The organism is Bradyrhizobium sp. WSM2254 (genome assembly GCF_000472645.1).
Lineage (GTDB): Bacteria > Pseudomonadota > Alphaproteobacteria > Rhizobiales > Xanthobacteraceae > Bradyrhizobium > Bradyrhizobium niftali.
In genome coordinates this window covers 18653-36616 of the sequence record NZ_AXAB01000050.1, presented here as the reverse complement: position 1 = coordinate 36616, position 17964 = coordinate 18653, and the positions used below count along the sequence as shown (strand labels likewise).

Here is a 17964-nt window from a genome sequence, read left to right as displayed (position 1 = left end):
CGCACAAACGCCATGTTATAGCTCGACCGAACTCGACGCCCCTCCCCGGAGAATGAGCCATGTCGCATCCTGTCATCGCCAAGGGCAACGTCGCCGTGATCACCGGGGGCGCATCCGGCATCGGCCTCGCCGCCGCCATCGCCTTCGCACGCGCGGGAATGAAGGTGTGCATCGCCGACGTCGACCCGACACGACTGACCGAGGCCGCAACAAAACTGTCATCCGTCACGGCTGCCACAGATGTGATGACCTTCGTCGTCGATGTCAGCCGCGCCGAGAGCGTGAAGGAACTGGAACGCGCCGTGGGCGCGCATTTCGGCGGGACCGATATCCTCATGAACAATGCGGGCATCCAGCCCGGCAGCACGCTGTTTGGCGAGCCCGACAACTGGCAGCGCATCATCGCCGTCAACATGTGGGGCATCGTCAACGGCTCGCGCATCTTCGCGCCCGGCATGATCGCGCGCGGCAAGGCCGGTCTGATCATCAATACCGGCTCGAAGCAGGGCATCACCACGCCGCCCGGCGATCCCGCCTACAATGTCTCGAAGGCCGGCGTGAAGGCTTTCACCGAAGCGCTCCAGCATGAGCTGCGCAACACGGAAGGCTGCCACATCACGGCGCATCTGCTCATTCCCGGCTTCGTCTTCACGGGTCTCACCGCCAAGGGCCGCACCGAGAAGCCGGCGGGAGCCTGGACCCCCGAGCAGACCGTCGACTTCATGATCGCGCGGCTCGAGGCCGGCGATTTCTACATCCTGTGCCCCGACAATGACGTGCCCCGCGCCCTCGACGAAAAGCGCATGCTCTGGGCCGCCGGCGATATCGTGGAGAACCGCCCGCCGCTGTCGCGCTGGCACCCGGATTACGCCGATGCGTTCGCGAAGTTCTTGAAGGGCGGCTAGGCGCCGCGGCCTACAGCGTCTCTTGCTGGTGCCCGCAGTTCTTGCAGGCGAACTTGACGCGGCTCTGGCCTTTCGGCGCCTGCACCCGGTTCGGGGCGCCGCACTTGCCGCAGACCGCCTCGATCCGGGTATCGCCCTGCTTGACGACGATGGTCTTCTTTTCCATCGATTCGCGGATCAGGCGCTCGGCCTCCTCTCGCAGGGATTGTTTGGACAAAGCTCATCTCCGCCATGAATGCGGGCGAGGCTTATCGCACCTGCGTCGAAATCACAATCCGAAACGGCCGCTCAGACCTCGACAATCACATAGCTGTCCTCGACATGCACCGGAAAGGTCTCGGCGACATACGGACCTTTCTGCAGCTCCTCGCCCCGTTCCACCGCGACCGGATATGACCGGATCTTGACGCGTTTCGGGTCGAACCAGGACTGGCCGTTGCGCATGTCGAACTCCCAGCCGTGCCAGGGACAGCGCAGCATCTCGCCGACGCGCGAGCGCTGATAGATGCCCGGCTCGGGCGAGGTCAGCCGCGCCACGCAGGCCGCCTTGTCGAGCGGAGCGCCCTCGTGCGGGCAGCGGTTCAGAAGCGCAAAGAACTCGCCGTTGACGTGGAACACGACGATGTCGCGGCCAGCGACGTCGACGACCTTGTTGCCGCCGGGCGGGATGTCGGAGGTGCGGGCGACGATGTGACGGGCCATGCTGGTTTCAGAACTTGTAGACCGCGCGGGCATTGGTGCTGAAGATCTTCTTCCGCTCGGCCTCGGTCAGTGGCGTCTTGAAGGCGAAGCGCGGATCGTCAAAATCCCAGTGCGGATAGTCCGACGAGAACAACAGCCGCTCGATGCCGACCCATTCGATCAGCGCGCGCAGATGCCGGGCCTCGTCCGGCTCGTCGATCGGCTGGGTCGTGAACCAGAAGTGCTCGCGGACATATTCCGACGGCTTGCGCTTGAGATGCGGCACCTCGCTGCGGAAACGCTCGAAATGCTGGTCCATGCGCCACACCGCCGAGGGGATCCAGCCGAAGCCGCCCTCGATGAAGACGATCTTCAGTTTTGGAAAGCGCTCCGGCACGCCCTCGATGACGAGGCTCGCAAGCTGCGCGGCAATGGTGTGCGCGTTGGACTGGTGCTCCTCGACATAATAAGACGGCCAGCCGCCGCCGGTCGGCGCGTGACCGCCATAGCCGCCGACATGGATGCCGAGCGGCAGGTCCAGCGCCTGCGCGCGCTCGTAGATCGGCCAGTAGCGGCGGCGACCGAGCGGCTCGTTGGCCCGCGGAGAGACGTTGATCTGGATGTATTCACCGATCTTGGCGCAACGCTCGATCTCGGCAATCGCTAGATCGGTCCCGTCCTGCCCGACCAGGATCGAAGCCTTCAGGCGAGGATCGCGGTGCGTCCAGAACGCCAGCTGCCAGTCATTGATCGCACGCTGGATCGCCGCCCCGAATTCGAGATTCTGCTGCGAGAAGATGAAGAGATCGAGCACCTGGAGAATGCCGAACTCGACGTCGAGCGGATCGAGATGCTGCTTGCGCATGAAATCAAGATCGGAGCCGGGCGGCCCACCGGTCGGCGGCCAGGCATCACGCCGCGCGATCAGCGGCGAGGACCGCGGATAGGGCGTGGTGAACAGATAGGGCGTGCGCAGATGGCTGCCGTATTCCTTGAGATGCTGCTGCCAGCGTTTTGGCAGGAAGTCGTTGAGATCGTCCGTCGAGCGCAGGCTCGGATGGACGTCACAATCGACGATACGCAGCCGCGTCGCGGCAGGCTTTTCGTCGTCACGCAACGGACGGTCGATGACCTCACTCATGCGATCCTCCAGAAACTAGTTTAGAGACAACCGCGGAAACGTCTCCAGCGGATTGTCGACGCACATTTTCGCGATGATGCTCTTCGGCAGGTTCGGCGGGATCGGATCGTCGCCGTCGAACTGCCAGTGCGGGTAGTCGGACGCGAACAGGAACATTTTTTCGGAGCCGATCTGGTCGATGATCTCCTCGACGCTTTTCGCATCGCCAGGTGCATCGAACGGCTGCATGGTGACACGGAAATTGTCGCGGATGATCGATGCAGGCTCGCGCTCGACCCAGGGCACCTCGACGCGCACGCCGCGCCAGGTCTTGTTGGCCCGCCACATGAAGGCCGGCAGCCAGCTCACGCCCGACTCCATCAGCACGACCTTGAGATCGGGATATTTGCCGAACACGCCCTCATAGATCAGGCTGAGGATCTGTGCCTGAAACGCCTGCGCCTCGACGAAGTAGTATTCGTAACGATGCGACGGCCAGCCGGCGGAGCTCGGCGCCTGACGATATTGCGTACCGGCGTGGATCGCGAGCGGCAGCTTGTATTTCTCCGCGAGCTGATAGACCGGCCAGAAATGCCGCCGGCCCAGCAGCGTCTCGCCCTGCGCCAGCACCAGGATGGAGACGAAGCGATTGTCGCCGGCGCGGCGCTCGATCTCCTCGATCGCGCGATCCGGTGCCTGCATCGGCACCACGATGGAGGCGCGCAGGCGGGAATCGCGCGCGAGCCATTCGGCGGCGATCCAGTCGTTGATCGCCTTGCAGAAGTCGGCCGCCATGTAGGCGTCGAACACGGCCTGCGCACCATAGAGCACGTTGAGGATGGCGTGGCTCGCGCCCAACTGGTCGAACGCGCCCTTCTGCACTATGGCGAGATCGGACCCCGGCTTGGCGCCATTGGCCGGCCGCCAGTCGGCGCGGCCCGAAAGCGGCATGCCCGGCGGATAGGAGGTGAGGTCGAGCCCGTCGATCGCCCGGCTCACCACCTGCTCTTTCCAGTGATCGCTGAGATAGGGCAGCAGCGTCGTGCGCGTGCCACCAACCGCCGGGTGGATGTCGCAGTCGATCCGCGTCACCGCCATGGATGCTTCCTCGCCGAGATCTTGTAAGCAAGTCTTTATTGGCGGCGTTCTTGGTGCGCCGCCTGGGCAGAGTGCTCCGGCCGCCACCGCTTCGCAAGGGCGCGCGCCCGCGCGATCCGTCATGGCTCGGTTGCATTTCGCAGGCGCGATATGGGGATCAGTCGGGCGGTGGATGCTCCAGCACCCACCGCGTCAGATTGCAAACCGTTGCGCACTTCTCCTCAAGCCGCCTTGGAAACCTCCATCAGCAGACGCTCGGCCTTGGCATCCTCGATGCGGTTCATCAGCCGGCCGCTCTCGTGATTGTCGCGCACCGTCTTGGTCAGCGTGATGCAGGTCTGGATCAGCATCACGATGCCCATGGTGAGGTAGCCCTTCATCCAGAGGTCGATCGGCAGGAAGAAGATCCCGACGGCGACGAGGAACGCGGAGGCCGCGAAGGACACGTAAGTGAAGGTCACCCAGGCGTTGCTGTGGGGCTGGCCGTTCTGGTTCATGGTCGTCTCCTGTTGGTTCGAATGATGATGGGATCTGAGTTCAGGCGGTCGGCGTGCGCTTGGACTTCAACCGCGCCAGCACATCGTCCGCGGTCGTCTTGAGCCGGGGGCCGAAGCCTTGTTCGGCGAGTCGTTCGGCGGTCGCTAGCGGTCCGCTCGCCGCATCGAGCTCAAACAGCGCGTCATCGGCGGCCTGGGCTTCCATCTGGCGTTCGCGCAAGCGCCTCAAGGTGCTCTCCGCCTCCGGCAGCGTGGATTCGTAAGGACGTGCGGCCTCGATGCCACTGCGACGAAGCGAGCGCACCGCTTCCGAGGCACGGGCGAGGCGGCGGCCGCGATCGAGCTCGGTGATACGGGCCTGTGCGCTCGCGACGTGGCGCCTCAGCCTGACGATCTCGGTCGCGAACAAGGCGCGTGCCGTCATCGCCGCGTCGCGATCGGCTTCGAGCCCGGCGATGGCCTCGGCGGCGTCCCTGGCGAGATCCTCGCGGCCGCCGTCGAGCGCCGCAACCGCGCGGCTCTCGAGATCGGCGATGCGGGCGACGGTTGCCTCGAGCTTGCGCCCCTCCTGCTGGTCCTGTGCGATCGCCAGCGCCAGCGTCCGCTTGCTGCGCTCGACGGCGGCGGCCGCATCGCGCATCTGCTGATCGAGGATCAGAAGGGCCGTCCGGTCCTCCAGCTCCTCGCCCGCGGCGGCCACGCTGCCGCGGAAAAGTGTCACGACGGTCTTGAACATCTGCAGCTCCCTGTTTATGAGCGTTGCTCACACATGCTTTGTAGCAGGAATCTTGAACATCGTTCAATAAAAAATGAGCGACGCTCAAGAATTTGACGCCAAATGACTAAGGCCTTGGAACGTCGAGCGAAACTTCGGACCGACCTGATCCAGGCGGCCGAGCGGATGATCGCTGAGCGGGGGTTGGCGGGTCTGAAAACCCGCGATTTGGCCCGCGAGATCGGCTGCGCCAATGGCGCGGTCTACAATCTCGTCGCTGATGTGGACGAGCTCGTCCTGCGGGTCGGCTCGCGCACGCTGCATCGCCTCGATGAGGCGCTCAGCGCAGCGGAAAGCGCGGGTGATCCTTCGCCACATGAGACGCTGGTCCGCATCGCCATTGCCTATTGCGACTTCGCCGCCGAAAACCTCGAACTCTGGCGCGCGCTGTTCGAGCACCGCATGGCCGCCGACAAGATCCTCCCCGACTGGTCCATCGACGACCAGATGCAGCTGTTCCGCCACATCTATCATCCGCTGGCGCTGCTGCTTCCCGAGCGCAGCCCCGAGGAACTCGGCATCACCGCGCGCAGCCTGTTCTCGGCGGTGCATGGCATGGTGGCGCTGGGGCTGGAGCAGAAGCTGGTCGCCGTTCCGCTGCCGGCGCTGCGGAACGAGATCGCGGGCCTCGTTCGCGCGATGCTGGACGGGCTGGTCGCGCGGGCTGAGTAAAAAGATCGGCGGCGGCTGACTAAAATTTCGCCTGTCGCATCGCGAGAGGTGCGCTTAGCCTTCGGGCCGTCCCTCACCTTTCCCCCGGAGTCTCCCATGCCCCTCCTCATCCGCGGCGGCACCGTCGTCAATCACGATCATTCGCGACGCGCGGACGTGCTGATCGACGGCGAGACCATCGTAGCAGTCGGGACATCGCTCAACGCGCCGACGGGTGCCGAGATCATCGACGCCGGCGGCGCCTACATCATCCCGGGCGGGATCGATCCCCACACCCATCTCGAAATGCCGTTCATGGGCACCGTCACCGCCGACGATTTCGAATCGGGAACGAAGGCGGCGCTGACCGGCGGCACCACCATGGTGGTGGATTTCTGCCTGCCCGATCCCGGCCAGTCGATGCTCGCGGCCTATCAGGAGTGGCGGCACAAATCCGAGAAGGCGGCGACCGACCACGGCTTCCACATGGCGGTGACGTCGTGGTCGAAGCAGATCTATGACGAGATGGAGACCGTGGTCAAAACCTACGGCATCAACACCTTCAAGCACTTCATGGCCTACAAGGGCGCGCTGATGGTGAACGACGACGAGCTCTACAACTCGTTCGCACGCTGCGCCCATCTCGGCGCCATGCCCGTTGTCCATGCGGAAAACGGCGACGTCGTCGCCCTGATGCAGGAGGCGCTGATCGCGCGCGGCCTCACCGGCCCCGAGGGCCACGCTTATTCGCGGCCGCCGGAAGTCGAGGGCGAAGCCACCAACCGCGCCATCATGATCGCGGACATGACGGGCACACCGGTCTATATCGTGCACACGAGCTGCCGCGAGGCGCATGAAGCGATCGCGCGGGCGCGCGCGGCGGGAAAACGCGTCTACGGCGAACCGCTGATCCAGCATCTGCTGCTCGATGCCGGCGAGTACCAGAACAAGGACTGGGATCATTCCGCGCAGCGCGTGATGTCGCCGCCGTTCCGCGACAAGTCGCACCAGGATAGCCTTTGGGCCGGCCTGCAAGCCGGCTCGCTCCAGGTGGTCGCGACCGACCATTGCGCCTTCACCACGGAGCAGAAGCGGTTCGGGCTCGGCGATTTCAGGAAGATCCCGAACGGCACCGGCGGCCTCGAAGACCGCCTCGCGCTATTGTGGACCGCGGGCGTCGCCACGGGGCGGCTGACCAAGGAAGAGTTCGTCGCGGTGACCTCGGCAAACATCGCCCGCATCCTCAACATCTATCCGCGCAAGGGCGCGGTCGCGGTCGGCTCGGATGCCGATATCGTCGTGTGGGACCCCAAGGCGAGCAAGAGCATCAGCGCCAAGCGGCAGATGAGCCGGATCGATTACAACGTGTTCGAGGGCTTTGCCTGCACCGGCGGACCGGCGGCGACGCTCTCGCGCGGCAGCATTGTCTGGAAGGATGGCGATCTGCGCGCCGAGGCAGGCGATGGCCGCTACGTCGAACGCCCCGCCTTCTCGCCCGTCCATGTGGCGAATTCCACATGGAAGGAGCTCAGCGCCCCGCGCGCGGTCGCACGCGGAGCGGTGACGCCGTAAGAACGCGATTCACGCGGGATGCGGCGCCATGAAGCGCGGCTGATGGCACGCGCTTTGCCTCTTTATGTCGCAACTTTCTCTCAAGGAGGCCGCGATGAGCGCATCATCTTCCGACATGAACCGCCGCAGCGTCGTGCTCGGCGGCCTCGGCATCGCCGGAATGACGGCGATCGCGCCTCCCCTCGCCTGGGCGCAGGGGCGCAGCGAGACGCTGCTGGTGGTACAGGAGCTGGGGCCGAATTCGCTCGACATGCAGGGCGTCGGCTCCAACCAGACCGTGAACGGCCTGTCCTGGAATTGTTACGATCGCCTGCTGACCTACGCCTCCAAGACGCTGCCCGATGGGACCGTGTCCTATGATCGCGAGAAGCTCGCGCCCGAGCTCGCCGAGAGCTGGGAGGTCGCGGCCGACGGCATGTCCTGCACCTTCCGCTTGCGGAAGGACGCGAAATTCCACGACGGCACGCCGGTCACGGCCAGGGACGTCAAATGGTCGTTCGACCGTGCGGTGAAGGTCGGTGGCTTTCCGACCTTTCAGATGTCGGCGGGATCGCTGGAAAAGCCCGAGCAATTCATCGTGGTCGACGACCACACCTTCCGAATCGATTATGTCCGCAAGGACAAGATGCTGCTGTTCAACGTGGCGGTCGTCGTGCCCTTCATCATCAACTCCGAGCTCGCGAAGAAGAACGCAACGCCTGAGGATCCGTGGGCGCTGGCGTGGCTGAAGACCAACGAGGCCGGCGGCGGCGCCTACAGGATCGAGAGCTGGAAGCCCGGCAGCGAGACCGTGCTGGCGCGCTTCGACGACTGGAAGAGCGGACCGCTGCCGAAGGTCAAGCGCGTGATCGCACGCGACGTCCCTTCCGCCGGCACCCGGCGCGCGATGCTGGAGCGGGGCGATGCGGATATCTCCAGCGGCTTTGCACCGCGCGATTTCGAGCAGATCATTCGGGAGGGCAAGGTCAAGGTATCAGGGGTGCCGATCCCGAACGCGCTCTGGTACGTCGCGCTGAACACGGCAAAGCCGCCGTTCGACAATGCCAGGCTGCGCCAGGCCATCGCCTGGGCGATGCCTTACGAGCAGATCCAGAGCAGCGCCTTCTTCGGACGCGCCGTCCCCATGTATGGCGGCGCGGCCGATGTCTCAAAGCCGGTCTGGCCGCAGCCGTTTCCCTATGTCACCGATCTCGACAAGGCCAAGGCCCTGATGAAGGAGGCCGGCTTCGAGTCCGGGCTGGAAACGACGCTGTCGCTCGACACCGGTACGGCGACCGTCGGCGAGCCGACCGCGATCCTGATCCAGGAGAGCCTCGCCAAGATCGGCATCAAGGCGTCGATCGAAAAAATCCCCGGTGCGAACTGGCGCACGACGCTGAACAAGAAGGAGCTGCCGCTCGCGCTCAATCGCTTCAGCGGCTGGCTCGATTATCCCGAGTATTACTTCTACTGGAATTTCCACGGCAACAACTCGATCTTCAACATCTCCTCCTACCAGAACAAGGAGATGGACGCGCTGATCGACAAGGCACGCTTCACTGCGGATGCAGCCGAGTACGACAAGGCCGTCAAGGATTTCATCGCGCTCTGCATGCGTGACGTTCCCGTCATCCCGCTCAACCAGCCGATCCACGACGTCGCCATGCAGAAAGGCGTCACCGGCTACGAGTTCTGGTTTCACCGCGAGCCGGACTACCGTCAGTTCGCAAAGGGCTAGTTCCGATCGACGACGCGGACGAGGCCTGAGGGGCCTCGCGCCTGCGCGGTCGGAAAGCCCCTTTCCAGCCGCGCCTCGCTCGCACGGAGTATCGTCGCATCGAGCTTGCCTTGTCGCGATCCGTCCAGCGCGCAGGCAAAGACGCGGTAGAACTGCGCGCCGTCATAGGCGACCAGCAGCAGATCGACGCCGGCGTTGATCGCCTCGACCACCGCCTTGCAGACGTCGTGCTGGTAGATCGCGCCCATCACGAGGTCGTCGGTCATCACCACGCCCTGGTAATTCCACTTGTCGCGGATGATGCCCTGGACGACGCGCTTCGAATGCGAGGCGGCGCGATCGGGATCGACCGCGGTGAGCGTGACATGGCCGACCATGAGCGCGCTGTGTGAATGCGACAGCACCTCGCGGAACGGGAGCCAGTCGGTTGCTTCCAGCTCCCTAACCGGCGTGTCGAGATTGGCGCTGAAATGATGCGTGTCGGTGCGCACGCGCCCGATGCCGGGAAAATGCTTGAGCGTGGCGCCGACGCCGGACTCTTCCAGCCCGCGCACATAGGCGTTCGCGATCGTGCTGACCACGACGGGATCGGTCGCAATCGCCCGTTGACCGATCAGCGTGTGGAAGTCGAGACGATTGCGGCGACCCGGCGGCTTGAGGTCGAGCACCGGCGCGAGATTGAGGTTGACGCCGAGGCCGGCGAGCTCGCGGCCGTGGATACGGCCGAACTCTTCGGCCTTGGCCTGCTGGTCGTCGGGGGCGAGCCCGGTGAGCGTCGCCAGCGCCGGCACCTTCGTCAGCGGCGGCGCGAGATGCCCGACGATGCCGCCCTCCTGGTCGGCGGCGACGACCAGCGGCGGCAGGCTAGCTGCCCGCCGCTTGTCCTGGAGCGCCGCGATCTCGGCACGCAGCGTCTCGACCGTCCGGCCGCGGATGTTGTGCCGGGTCACGTAGACGCCACCGATCAAGCCTTGCTCGGCAAGACGCGCGACCTCGGGAAAAGAGGAATAGCCGATCATGAAGTGAGGCCCGAGCTGGCGCGCCTCGACGGCACTGGCCCCCAGAACATCGTGCTTGCGCAACTCGAACTTCAGATGCGCTGCCGACATCAACAGCGGCGGCAGGCACCAGAGCATGACGAGAAGCTTGCCGGCCATGGTGCGCCACCGCCCTCTGCGAAGCAGAAAAATGACAATCGCGATGCTTGCAACGACAAGCACGATGTTTCCGGCGCCGCGCAGCGGGACCAAATAAGGATCGTTCTTGTTCGCGGCCGCGAATGCGACGAGGGGCGCGGCCAGCCAGAGCAGCATGAGACCAATACGGCGGAGGAATTGCATGATGCGCCACATGCGAGAGGTGATGAATGCTTCGCACCTAACAAAGCGATTTGCGCTGCGCGAGAGGCAAAAGCGCGCCTGCACGAAAACTGCAAAAGACTCCTGAAACCGTGCAGACGATGATCCCGCCTTCTGCACAAGCAGCGGTCAGACTTCGTGACGTCACCCATCACGAGAGGTTTTCCGGACATGACGAGCCTGGCTTCGACGATCGCAGCGGACATCCAGCCGATCAGGCATTCCTCGATTGCGGCCAAGGTCGGCCTCGCGCTGGCGCTGGCCGCGCTCGCCGACTGGCTGTTCTATGGCGAGCGGATCGGACTTTCGCTCACGCTCTTTGCCGTCGCGATGGCTTGCGTGTCCGTGCTCTTCAACCATGCGGTACTGGATTTTCGGCGCGCGGCGATCGGCGGCACGATCTTCATGCTCGGCCTCATGCCCGCCGTCGAGGAGCTCAATACGCTGTCGTTCCTGATCCTGGTCACGTCGCTGACGATTGCGCTGCTGCTCGCGACCAACCCGGAGACGACTGAACTCGCCGACCGCGCCCGCGCGCTGCGCAACTTTGTCCTGTTCGGTCCCTTCAGGTTCTTCCCCGAGACGCTCCAGATCTTCAACATGTCGGCCTTCACCCGCGGCATTGCGCTCTGGCTGCTGCCGGCGGCGCTCGGCACGGTGTTCGTCGCGCTGTTCGCCGCGGCCAATCCGGTGATCGAGCAGTGGGTCTCCCTGCTCAATCCCAAGGTCGTCTTCGAATATGTCAGCGTCTGGCGCGTGCTGTTCTGGACTTTGATGCTGGCGCTGGTCTGGCCATTCATTCATGTGCGCTGGCGGCGCAGGAAGGTTCTCACCACGACGGTCGACGATGGCCCGGTGCCGCCGCCGCTCCCGCCCCTGGTCCCGGCCGAGTTCCTGGGACCCTCGGCGATTCTGCGCTCCCTGATCCTGTTCAACCTGCTGTTCGCGGCACAGTCCATCCTCGACGGGATCTATCTCTGGGGCCATGTGGCGCTGCCGGCCAACCTGACCTACGCGGCCTATGCCCATCGCGGCGCCTATCCGCTGATCGCGACCGCCCTGCTCGCCGCTGCCTTCGTGCTGGTGGCGATGCGTCCGGGCGGACCGGCGGAGAAATCGAAGGTGATCCGGCCGCTGGTGTATCTCTGGGTGGGGCAGAACGTGCTGCTGGTCGCCTCCTCCATCCTCCGCCTCGATCTCTACGTCGACATCTACATGCTGACCTACTGGCGCATCGCGGCCTTCATCTGGATGGGGCTGGTGGCGCTCGGGCTGATCCTGATCGTCGCCCGGATCGCGCTCGACCGGTCCAACCTGTGGCTGATCAGTGCCAACCTGATCGTGTTAACGATCGTGCTCTATATTACCTCGCTGGTGAACTTCGACGCGTTCATCGCCGACTATAATGTCGCCCACAGCCGGGAAGTGTCAGGCAAAGGCGTGCAGATCGATATCAACTACCTCCTCACGCTCGGACCGCAGGCGTTGCCCGCAATCGACAAGGCGATGTTGCTGCGGCCCGGCGCCAACGAGAGCTGCCTTGTGTCGCGCCGCGACCTGCTTGTAGAACTTCAGCACCGGGATCTGGCCTGGCGAAGCTGGGGCTTTCGGAGCTGGCGGCTGCAACGCAGGCTCGATGCCGAGGTCAAGAACCCGCCCGGCAATCAGCCGGCCGGCTAAGCGGAGATATCCTTGGCGCATCGCATTCTCATCGTCGACGACGAAGGCCACATCCGCGAGGTCATCCGCGTCGCGCTGAAGAAGGCCGGCATGGACGTGATCGAGGCCCGCGACGGCAAGGAGGCACTCACCCGCTTTGCCGCCGACAAGCCTGACCTGATCGTGCTCGATATCGGCATGCCCGAGTTCGATGGCCTCGACGTCTGCCGCGAGATACGCAAGAGCTCCGACGTGCCGATCCTGTTCCTGTCGGCGCGCGACGAGGAGATCGACCGCATCCTGGGTCTCGAGATCGGTGGCGACGATTACGTGACAAAACCCTTCAGCCCGCGCGAGCTGGTGGCGCGGGTCAACGTCATTCTGCGCCGCCTCAGCCCGCGCAATGGCGAGGCCAAGGCCGGGCCGAGCGCGCTGGCGCAAGGCGGCCTGCTGATCGATCCCGAGCAGCATGTCGCGTCCTTCGCCGGTACGCCGCTGAAGCTGACCGCGATCGAGTTCGGCATCCTGCGCGCGCTCCTGACCCGGCCGACCTCGGTGTTCAACCGCGAGCAGCTGATGCGGGCGGCCTATCAGCTCAACATCCAGGTCTCCGACCGCACCATCGACAGCCACATCCGCAACATCCGCGCCAAGCTCGCGGCGCTGAATTGCGAGAACGTGATCGAGACCATTCACGGCGTCGGCTTCAAGCTCGGCCGCTGCGAGAAAGAGGCATGAGCGCGGCGCCCGACAAATGGCGGCCGTCGCTCGGGCTCGTCATCTTCGCGGTGCTGGCGACCGTCGCGGTGCTGCCGCTGGTCGGCCTGTTCTTCTTCCGCCTCTACGACAACCAGCTGATCCGCCAGACCCAGGCCGAGCTGATCGCGCAAAGCCGCGTGCTGGCGACGATCTATGCACAGGAGGTCACCGCGCGGCTCGATGGCGGCCTCACGCTCGGCGCCGAGGTGCCGCCGGACGTGCTGCCCGACCCCGGCGACCTGGTCACGCCGATCCGCCCCGCGCTTGACCTGACCGCCAACGATTTGTTGCGGCGGCGGCCCGATGCGCAGGCAGCAATCCGGCCGGCACAGCCGGCCTATGTCGAGATCGGCGCAAGGCTGACGCCGATCATCCGCGAGACCCAGAAGGTGACGCTGGCGGGCTTTCGCATCCTCGATCCGCAGGGTGTGGTGATCGCCGGGCGCCAGGAGGTCGGCCAGTCGCTCGCCCATATCGAGGAGGTCGCGGACGCGCTGCACGGGCAGTACCGCGCCACCTTGCGCAACCGCGTGCCGGACAAGCCGCCGCCGCCGATCTATTCCTTCAGCCGCGGCCTCGGCGTGCACGTGTTCTCGGCGATGCCGGTCATCGTCAACAACCGCGTTGCGGGGGTGATCTACACCACGCGGACGCCGAGCAACATCTTCGACCATCTGTACCAGGAGCGGGCCAAGTTCGTGCTGGCCGGGCTCGCCGTGATCCTCGGCACGATCGCGATCGGCCTGGTATTCTCGCGCACCATCACGCTGCCGATGCGCGAATTGATCGACCGCGCCGCGCGGATCGGCCGCGGCGACCGCGAGGCGTTCAGGCCGCTCCGGCACTACGGCACGCGCGAGTTCGCCCAGCTCTCGCACAGCTTCCTCGGCATGGCCGAGCAGCTCGCAAGGCGCTCCGACTATATCGCGACCTTCTCGGCCCATCTCACCCACGAGCTGAAGTCGCCGCTGACCTCGATCAAGGGCGCGGCCGAGCTGCTGCAGGATTCGGTTCAAGGCAAGTCGGGCAGCCTGACGCCGGCCGAGCAGACGACTTTCATCGCCAACATCCTGTCCGACACCCAGCGGCTGGAGGCGATGGCGCAGCGGCTGCGCGAGCTCGCCCGGGCCGAGAGCCTGCCGCAGAACGAGCGCACTGAGCTGGCGCCCGTCATCGCCGACCTCCGGAGCCGGTTTCCGGCAAGCTCAATCTCGGCCAGCGGCAGCCTCGACCGGGCGATCGGCATGTCCGGCGAGAAGGCATTGATCGTGCTGTCGCATCTCGCCGACAACGCGATGCGGCACAAGGCGAGGTCAATCAGGCTGGAGGCGGTGGACGAGCGGACGACCCTGCTTGTGACGGTGAGCAATGACGGCGAGCCGATCTCGGCGCCGAACCGCGACAGGATCTTTGACGCGTTCTTCACGACCCGCCGCGACCAGGGCGGCACCGGGATGGGGCTGGCAATCGCGCGCGCGGTGATGGCGAGCCATGGCGGCTCGATCAGGCTCAAGCCGACCGACGAGGGCGCGGCCTTCGAGCTGCAGTTTCCAGTCGCCTAGATCGCGAACACCCAGGCGGCGACGATGGTGCCGATGGTGACGAGACCAGCGATGGTCCAGCCGGCGGCATATTCCAGTTCAGGGTGACCGGTCGCCCGCATGATCTCTGCCGGATCGGCGGTATGCTTCTCTGCCATGACAGCCTCGCACGTTTCTCCCCGTGTCTATGGATTAAGTCGCACCAGCCGCCATAAGGTTCCATCACGGACATGCGAGGAATAAAAAAACGCGAAAACAACCCCATGCACAGTAGAAAGCCTGCTCCGGCACGAGGCTAGGTCGCGCCGCACAACCGCCTGACGCGCCGAGCCAAAACGGCCCCGCCGCGCAATTCCCGCGTGCCCCGCGCCTTGCCTTCCAAATCCGGTTGCATGCTAGACTGGACGCCGTCCACGGCAGGAGGGAAGCATGGCCGACAACAAGGCAAAGCGGGGCGGCGCCGATCGCGCCCTGATTGCGCTCACCGAGAAATACGAAGTCGCCTATTGGTCGAAGAAGTTCAAGGTGACGCCGGCCAAGCTGAAATACGCCGTCAAGAAGGTCGGCCACTCCGCCAAAAAGGTCGAGGCCTACATCAAGCTCCAGAAGCACCGCGCCTCCGACAAGAGCCGCATCGCGCTCGGCGAGGCCTATGAGGTCCGCTACTGGTCGAAGAAATTCAAGATCACCCCGGCCAGGCTGAAGGCCGCCGTGGCCGCAGCCGGCCATTCCTCCAGGAAGGTGGAAGCGTACCTCGCAGCCCAGAAGGCGGCGAAAAAGGCCAAGAAGGCGAAGAAAACGGTCAAACGGAAGAAGGCCGCCTGAGATTTCGGCCGATTTTCGGACCCATTTTCGGACTCATTTTCGGACTCTTGGAGGCAGGGATGACATCCGGCCGATCGATCCTATCCTGCGCCCTCGTTCTTGCCGCCACGTCCCACCTCGCCGGCGCCTCCGCGGCCACGCCCGCGAAGGTCTCGGGCGCGACGGCGCTGGCGCTCGCGGGCGTGATCGCGCCGCTGTCGCCGAATCTCACCGGCGCCGAGAAGAAGGCGGTGGCGATGCTGTTCGCCGCCAATGCCGACATTGCCTACAAGAAGGCGATCGTGGTGACGGCTGACCGGATCGTCTGCCGCACCGGCAATGTCGACATCACCGTTCGCAATTGCGAGGTGACCTTCGGCAAGAAGGTGAAGACCGTGAACGGCTCCACCGCCAACGAGATCTTCGCCACCGAAGCGCTGGCCGGCGTTCCGCCCGACGGCGCGGCGGGAACGAATTTCGAGAGCCTCGCCAAGCTGAGCTGCACGATCGACCCCAATGCGATCAGGCGGAAGGACGGCAGCGGCGCGGATTGCACGTTCGAGCCGGGGAATTGAGAGCCGAAGGTGCCGTCAAATCGCCTCAAGACCAGCCAACAAATAAGGCGAATTGAAAAGACAGGCCCCGACAGCGAGCCAATATGAGCGCGCAAGGCCCGGCACCATCATGAAGAATTATCTCGCATTTTTACTTGTTCTGACCGTCTCGACAGCCTCCGCACATGGTCCGGTTCCGGCCCGGCTGACTGCGCCGTCCGAGCTCGTCCGCGTCGGGCTCACCGACAGCGACACCACCGCCGGCGGCACCGCGCGGCTCTGCGAGCAGGTTACCTTCGCGCGCGGCCTGCGCTACGGCGAGAGCGAAGCCAATGTGCTCGATGTCGCCACCAGCGCGACCAAGGCGGATACGCCGCGGCCGGTGCTGCTGTTCGTGGCGGGCGACACCTTCACGGGCGATCATGCGGCGCCGGAGCTGTCGCGCCAGATCCAGGACCAGGCCATGTGCTTTGCCGCGCGCAACGACATGATCGGGGTGCGCGTCAGCTATCGCCTCGCGCCATCGGCGACCTGGCCCGTCGGGGCGACCGACGTGGCGGCGGCGCTGTCCTGGGTTCACGGCAATATCGACCTGTTCAATGGCGACGCCCGCGAGATCGTCGCGGTCGGTTATGGCGCCGGCGCCTTTCACGTCGCCACCCTGCTGGCGCATCCCGAGTTCCAGACCGACCGCGCCGACGTCGCGGGCGTCGTGCTGGTGTCCGGAATCTACCGTGCGGGCAAGGACGCCAGCGACAGCGTGAAGGCCTATCTCGGCGGCGACGCCGGCCAGTACGACAAGCGCTCGGTCTTCCCCGGCATCCTCAATGTCGACGTGCCGATCGTGCTGGCCTGGGCCGCAGACGATTCCGCCGGGGTGGTGGCACAGGGCGAGACCCTGAAGAAGACGCTCTGCGGCGCCGGCCATTGTCCGCGCGGCACCATCCTGCGCAGCCGCGACGGCATCGCCGCCGCGTTCGGCCTCGACGGCTCAGGCGACAGCCTCGCCGAACCGACGCTGCTGCTGGTGCATCAGCTCGAGGCGCGGGGACTGCCGTAGCGGGGCGTTGCCTCCCAGACAATTGTCTCGCCGGCGTTAGCACGCCTCAAACCACGATTCGCGATTTGGTCGCCGCCCGGACCGCCGCATGCTATCTAGGAGAGTTATCTGGAACATTTCTATCTATGGGGGGTTCGCTAGAGACCGAGGAAATCGGCGTTCGCACAACTGTGTGACGCGCCGCCGCCACGATCGGAAAACCGATGCTCAAGTTGCTGGCACGATGCGCGGTGATCTCTGTTGTGTTGATTTCGGCGTCGGCCGCCGAACCGGTCAAGCTCAAATTGGCCTTCCCCAGCTCCGACCGCTCGACGAGTTATCTCGCCGCGGTCAGACCATTTGTCGATGCGGTCAACGCCGAGGCAAGAGGCGTGATCGAAATCGAGACCTATTTCAGCGGCGTGCTCGGCAAGGATCCGGCTGAGCAGCCCCAGCTCGTGCTCGATGGTACGGCCGACATCGCCTACGTCGTGACAGGCCTGACGCGCAACCGGTTCGCAGACAATGCAATCATCGAGATGCCCGGTCTGTTTACGAGCATGCGGGAGTCCGTTGCCGTGTTCACCCGGCTCGTGGCCGCCAATGCCTTGCAAGGATACGATGACTACACCGTGATCGGCGCCTACGTCACCGAACCGGAGACGATCCACAGCAAGATCCCGATCACGTCGCTGAATGATTTGAAGGGCAAGAGAATTCGCGTCAACAATCCCGGCGAAGCCGCCGCGCTGGAAAAATTCGGAGCGCAGCCCGTGTTTCTGGCGGTCACCAAGATCTCAGAAGCCATCGGCAACGGCAGCATCGATGGCGCGCTCGTGCCACCGTCTCCATTGGTCGACTATGGCATCAAACGCGTTGCAACTTATCATTACCTTCTTGGAATCAGCGGCGCGCCATTGATGGTTTTGATGAACCGAAAAACGTTCGATCGGCTGCCCGAATTGGCCCAGGCGATCATCCTCAAATACAGTGGTGAGTGGGCTGCCGCGCGCTTCATGGACACCTACGAAGCGGTGGAAAACAGCATTATGCGGGAACTGAAATCCGATCCGAAGCGCCAAGTGATCATGCCCTCGTCGTCGGACCTAGATGCGGCAAATGCCGTGTTCGCAGCCATTGCCAATGATTGGGCTTCAAAAAGCGAGCGCAATGCCGAACTGCTGAAAACGGTCCGGACCGAGCTCACGAAAATGCGATCGACCCGGTAGCCGCG

The 17964-nt window shown here is 64.7% G+C and carries 19 protein-coding genes; 11 read left to right on the top strand and 8 right to left on the bottom strand.

The features are described from left to right. The first annotated feature begins 59 nt into the window (after positions 1 to 59). Positions 60 to 905: an SDR family oxidoreductase gene (locus A3M7_RS0131140; RefSeq protein ID WP_027547443.1), complete on the top strand. Its 846-nt coding sequence runs from the start codon at positions 60 to 62 to the stop codon at positions 903 to 905. A gap of 10 nt (positions 906 to 915) precedes the next feature. On the opposite strand, the gene A3M7_RS0131135 is transcribed toward A3M7_RS0131140, so the two are convergent. The 6 genes from A3M7_RS0131135 to A3M7_RS0131110 all read right to left on the bottom strand — a co-directional run bounded on the left by A3M7_RS0131135 (position 916) and on the right by A3M7_RS0131110 (position 5037). After that, positions 916 to 1122, bottom strand: coding sequence for a hypothetical protein (locus tag A3M7_RS0131135; RefSeq protein WP_027547442.1), 207 nt, complete (start codon positions 1120 to 1122; stop codon positions 916 to 918). 71 nt (positions 1123 to 1193) lie between these two features. Then, the gene (locus tag A3M7_RS0131130; protein ID WP_027547441.1) at positions 1194 to 1607 is read right to left on the bottom strand and encodes a Rieske (2Fe-2S) protein; all 414 of its coding nucleotides are present in this window, start codon (positions 1605 to 1607) and stop codon (positions 1194 to 1196) included. 7 nt (positions 1608 to 1614) lie between these two features. After that, entirely contained in the window at positions 1615 to 2727 is a 1113-nt protein-coding gene (locus A3M7_RS0131125) for an amidohydrolase family protein (RefSeq protein ID WP_027547440.1), read from the bottom strand. Positions 2728 to 2742: 15 nt separating this feature from the next. After that, a complete protein-coding gene (locus A3M7_RS0131120) occupies positions 2743 to 3804 on the bottom strand; it encodes an amidohydrolase family protein (RefSeq protein ID WP_027547439.1) in 1062 nt (353 codons plus the stop codon). A 221-nt stretch (positions 3805 to 4025) separates the two neighbouring features. After that, positions 4026 to 4301, bottom strand: coding sequence for a YiaA/YiaB family inner membrane protein (locus A3M7_RS0131115; RefSeq protein ID WP_027547438.1), 276 nt, complete (start codon positions 4299 to 4301; stop codon positions 4026 to 4028). Positions 4302 to 4341: 40 nt separating this feature from the next. Continuing rightward, a complete protein-coding gene (locus A3M7_RS0131110) occupies positions 4342 to 5037 on the bottom strand; it encodes a PspA/IM30 family protein (RefSeq protein ID WP_027547437.1) in 696 nt (231 codons plus the stop codon). A gap of 102 nt (positions 5038 to 5139) precedes the next feature. Between A3M7_RS0131110 and A3M7_RS0131105 the strand changes: the two genes are divergently transcribed. From A3M7_RS0131105 to A3M7_RS0131095, 3 genes are all read left to right on the top strand, one after another. Further along, the gene (locus A3M7_RS0131105; RefSeq protein WP_027547436.1) at positions 5140 to 5748 is read left to right on the top strand and encodes a TetR/AcrR family transcriptional regulator; all 609 of its coding nucleotides are present in this window, start codon (positions 5140 to 5142) and stop codon (positions 5746 to 5748) included. Between the two features lie 96 nt (positions 5749 to 5844). Further along, entirely contained in the window at positions 5845 to 7299 is a 1455-nt protein-coding gene (hydA, locus tag A3M7_RS0131100) for a dihydropyrimidinase (RefSeq protein ID WP_027547435.1), read from the top strand. Positions 7300 to 7393: 94 nt separating this feature from the next. Next, positions 7394 to 9016 carry an ABC transporter substrate-binding protein gene (locus A3M7_RS0131095; protein WP_027547434.1) on the top strand — a complete coding sequence of 541 codons (1623 nt, stop codon included), beginning with the start codon at positions 7394 to 7396 and terminating at the stop codon, positions 9014 to 9016. Here A3M7_RS0131095 and A3M7_RS0131090 read toward each other — a convergent pair. Then, on the bottom strand, positions 9013 to 10356 hold the full coding sequence (locus A3M7_RS0131090) for a glycoside hydrolase family 3 N-terminal domain-containing protein (protein WP_027547433.1): 1344 nt from the start codon (positions 10354 to 10356) through the stop codon (positions 9013 to 9015). The two genes, A3M7_RS0131095 and A3M7_RS0131090, sit on opposite strands and share 4 nt — an antisense overlap. Positions 10357 to 10545: 189 nt before the next feature. On the opposite strand from A3M7_RS0131090, the gene A3M7_RS0131085 reads away from it, so the two are divergent. The 3 genes from A3M7_RS0131085 to A3M7_RS0131075 are packed head-to-tail and all read left to right on the top strand — an operon-like array spanning position 10546 to position 14354. Next, positions 10546 to 12054 (top strand): DUF4173 domain-containing protein, encoded by a 1509-nt coding sequence (locus tag A3M7_RS0131085; protein WP_049823774.1) that lies wholly within the window; start codon positions 10546 to 10548, stop codon positions 12052 to 12054. 12 nt (positions 12055 to 12066) lie between these two features. Further along, positions 12067 to 12771: a response regulator transcription factor gene (locus A3M7_RS0131080; RefSeq protein WP_027547431.1), complete on the top strand. Its 705-nt coding sequence runs from the start codon at positions 12067 to 12069 to the stop codon at positions 12769 to 12771. Continuing rightward, positions 12768 to 14354 (top strand): ATP-binding protein, encoded by a 1587-nt coding sequence (locus A3M7_RS0131075; RefSeq protein WP_027547430.1) that lies wholly within the window; start codon positions 12768 to 12770, stop codon positions 14352 to 14354. The genes A3M7_RS0131080 and A3M7_RS0131075 overlap by 4 nt, the downstream gene beginning before the upstream one ends. On the opposite strand, the gene A3M7_RS49945 is transcribed toward A3M7_RS0131075, so the two are convergent. After that, positions 14351 to 14491, bottom strand: coding sequence for a hypothetical protein (locus tag A3M7_RS49945; protein ID WP_007597071.1), 141 nt, complete (start codon positions 14489 to 14491; stop codon positions 14351 to 14353). The two genes, A3M7_RS0131075 and A3M7_RS49945, sit on opposite strands and share 4 nt — an antisense overlap. Positions 14492 to 14762: 271 nt before the next feature. Between A3M7_RS49945 and A3M7_RS0131065 the strand changes: the two genes are divergently transcribed. The 4 genes from A3M7_RS0131065 to dctP all read left to right on the top strand — a co-directional run bounded on the left by A3M7_RS0131065 (position 14763) and on the right by dctP (position 17959). After that, on the top strand, positions 14763 to 15158 hold the full coding sequence (locus tag A3M7_RS0131065; RefSeq protein ID WP_027547429.1) for a DUF3606 domain-containing protein: 396 nt from the start codon (positions 14763 to 14765) through the stop codon (positions 15156 to 15158). Positions 15159 to 15217: 59 nt separating this feature from the next. Next, a complete protein-coding gene (locus A3M7_RS0131060; protein ID WP_027547428.1) occupies positions 15218 to 15712 on the top strand; it encodes a hypothetical protein in 495 nt (164 codons plus the stop codon). A 109-nt stretch (positions 15713 to 15821) separates the two neighbouring features. Next, positions 15822 to 16751: a carboxylesterase family protein gene (locus A3M7_RS0131055; RefSeq protein ID WP_027547427.1), complete on the top strand. Its 930-nt coding sequence runs from the start codon at positions 15822 to 15824 to the stop codon at positions 16749 to 16751. Positions 16752 to 16954: 203 nt separating this feature from the next. Then, a complete protein-coding gene (gene dctP / locus A3M7_RS0131050) occupies positions 16955 to 17959 on the top strand; it encodes a TRAP transporter substrate-binding protein DctP (protein WP_049823773.1) in 1005 nt (334 codons plus the stop codon). Positions 17960 to 17964: the final 5 nt, after the last annotated feature.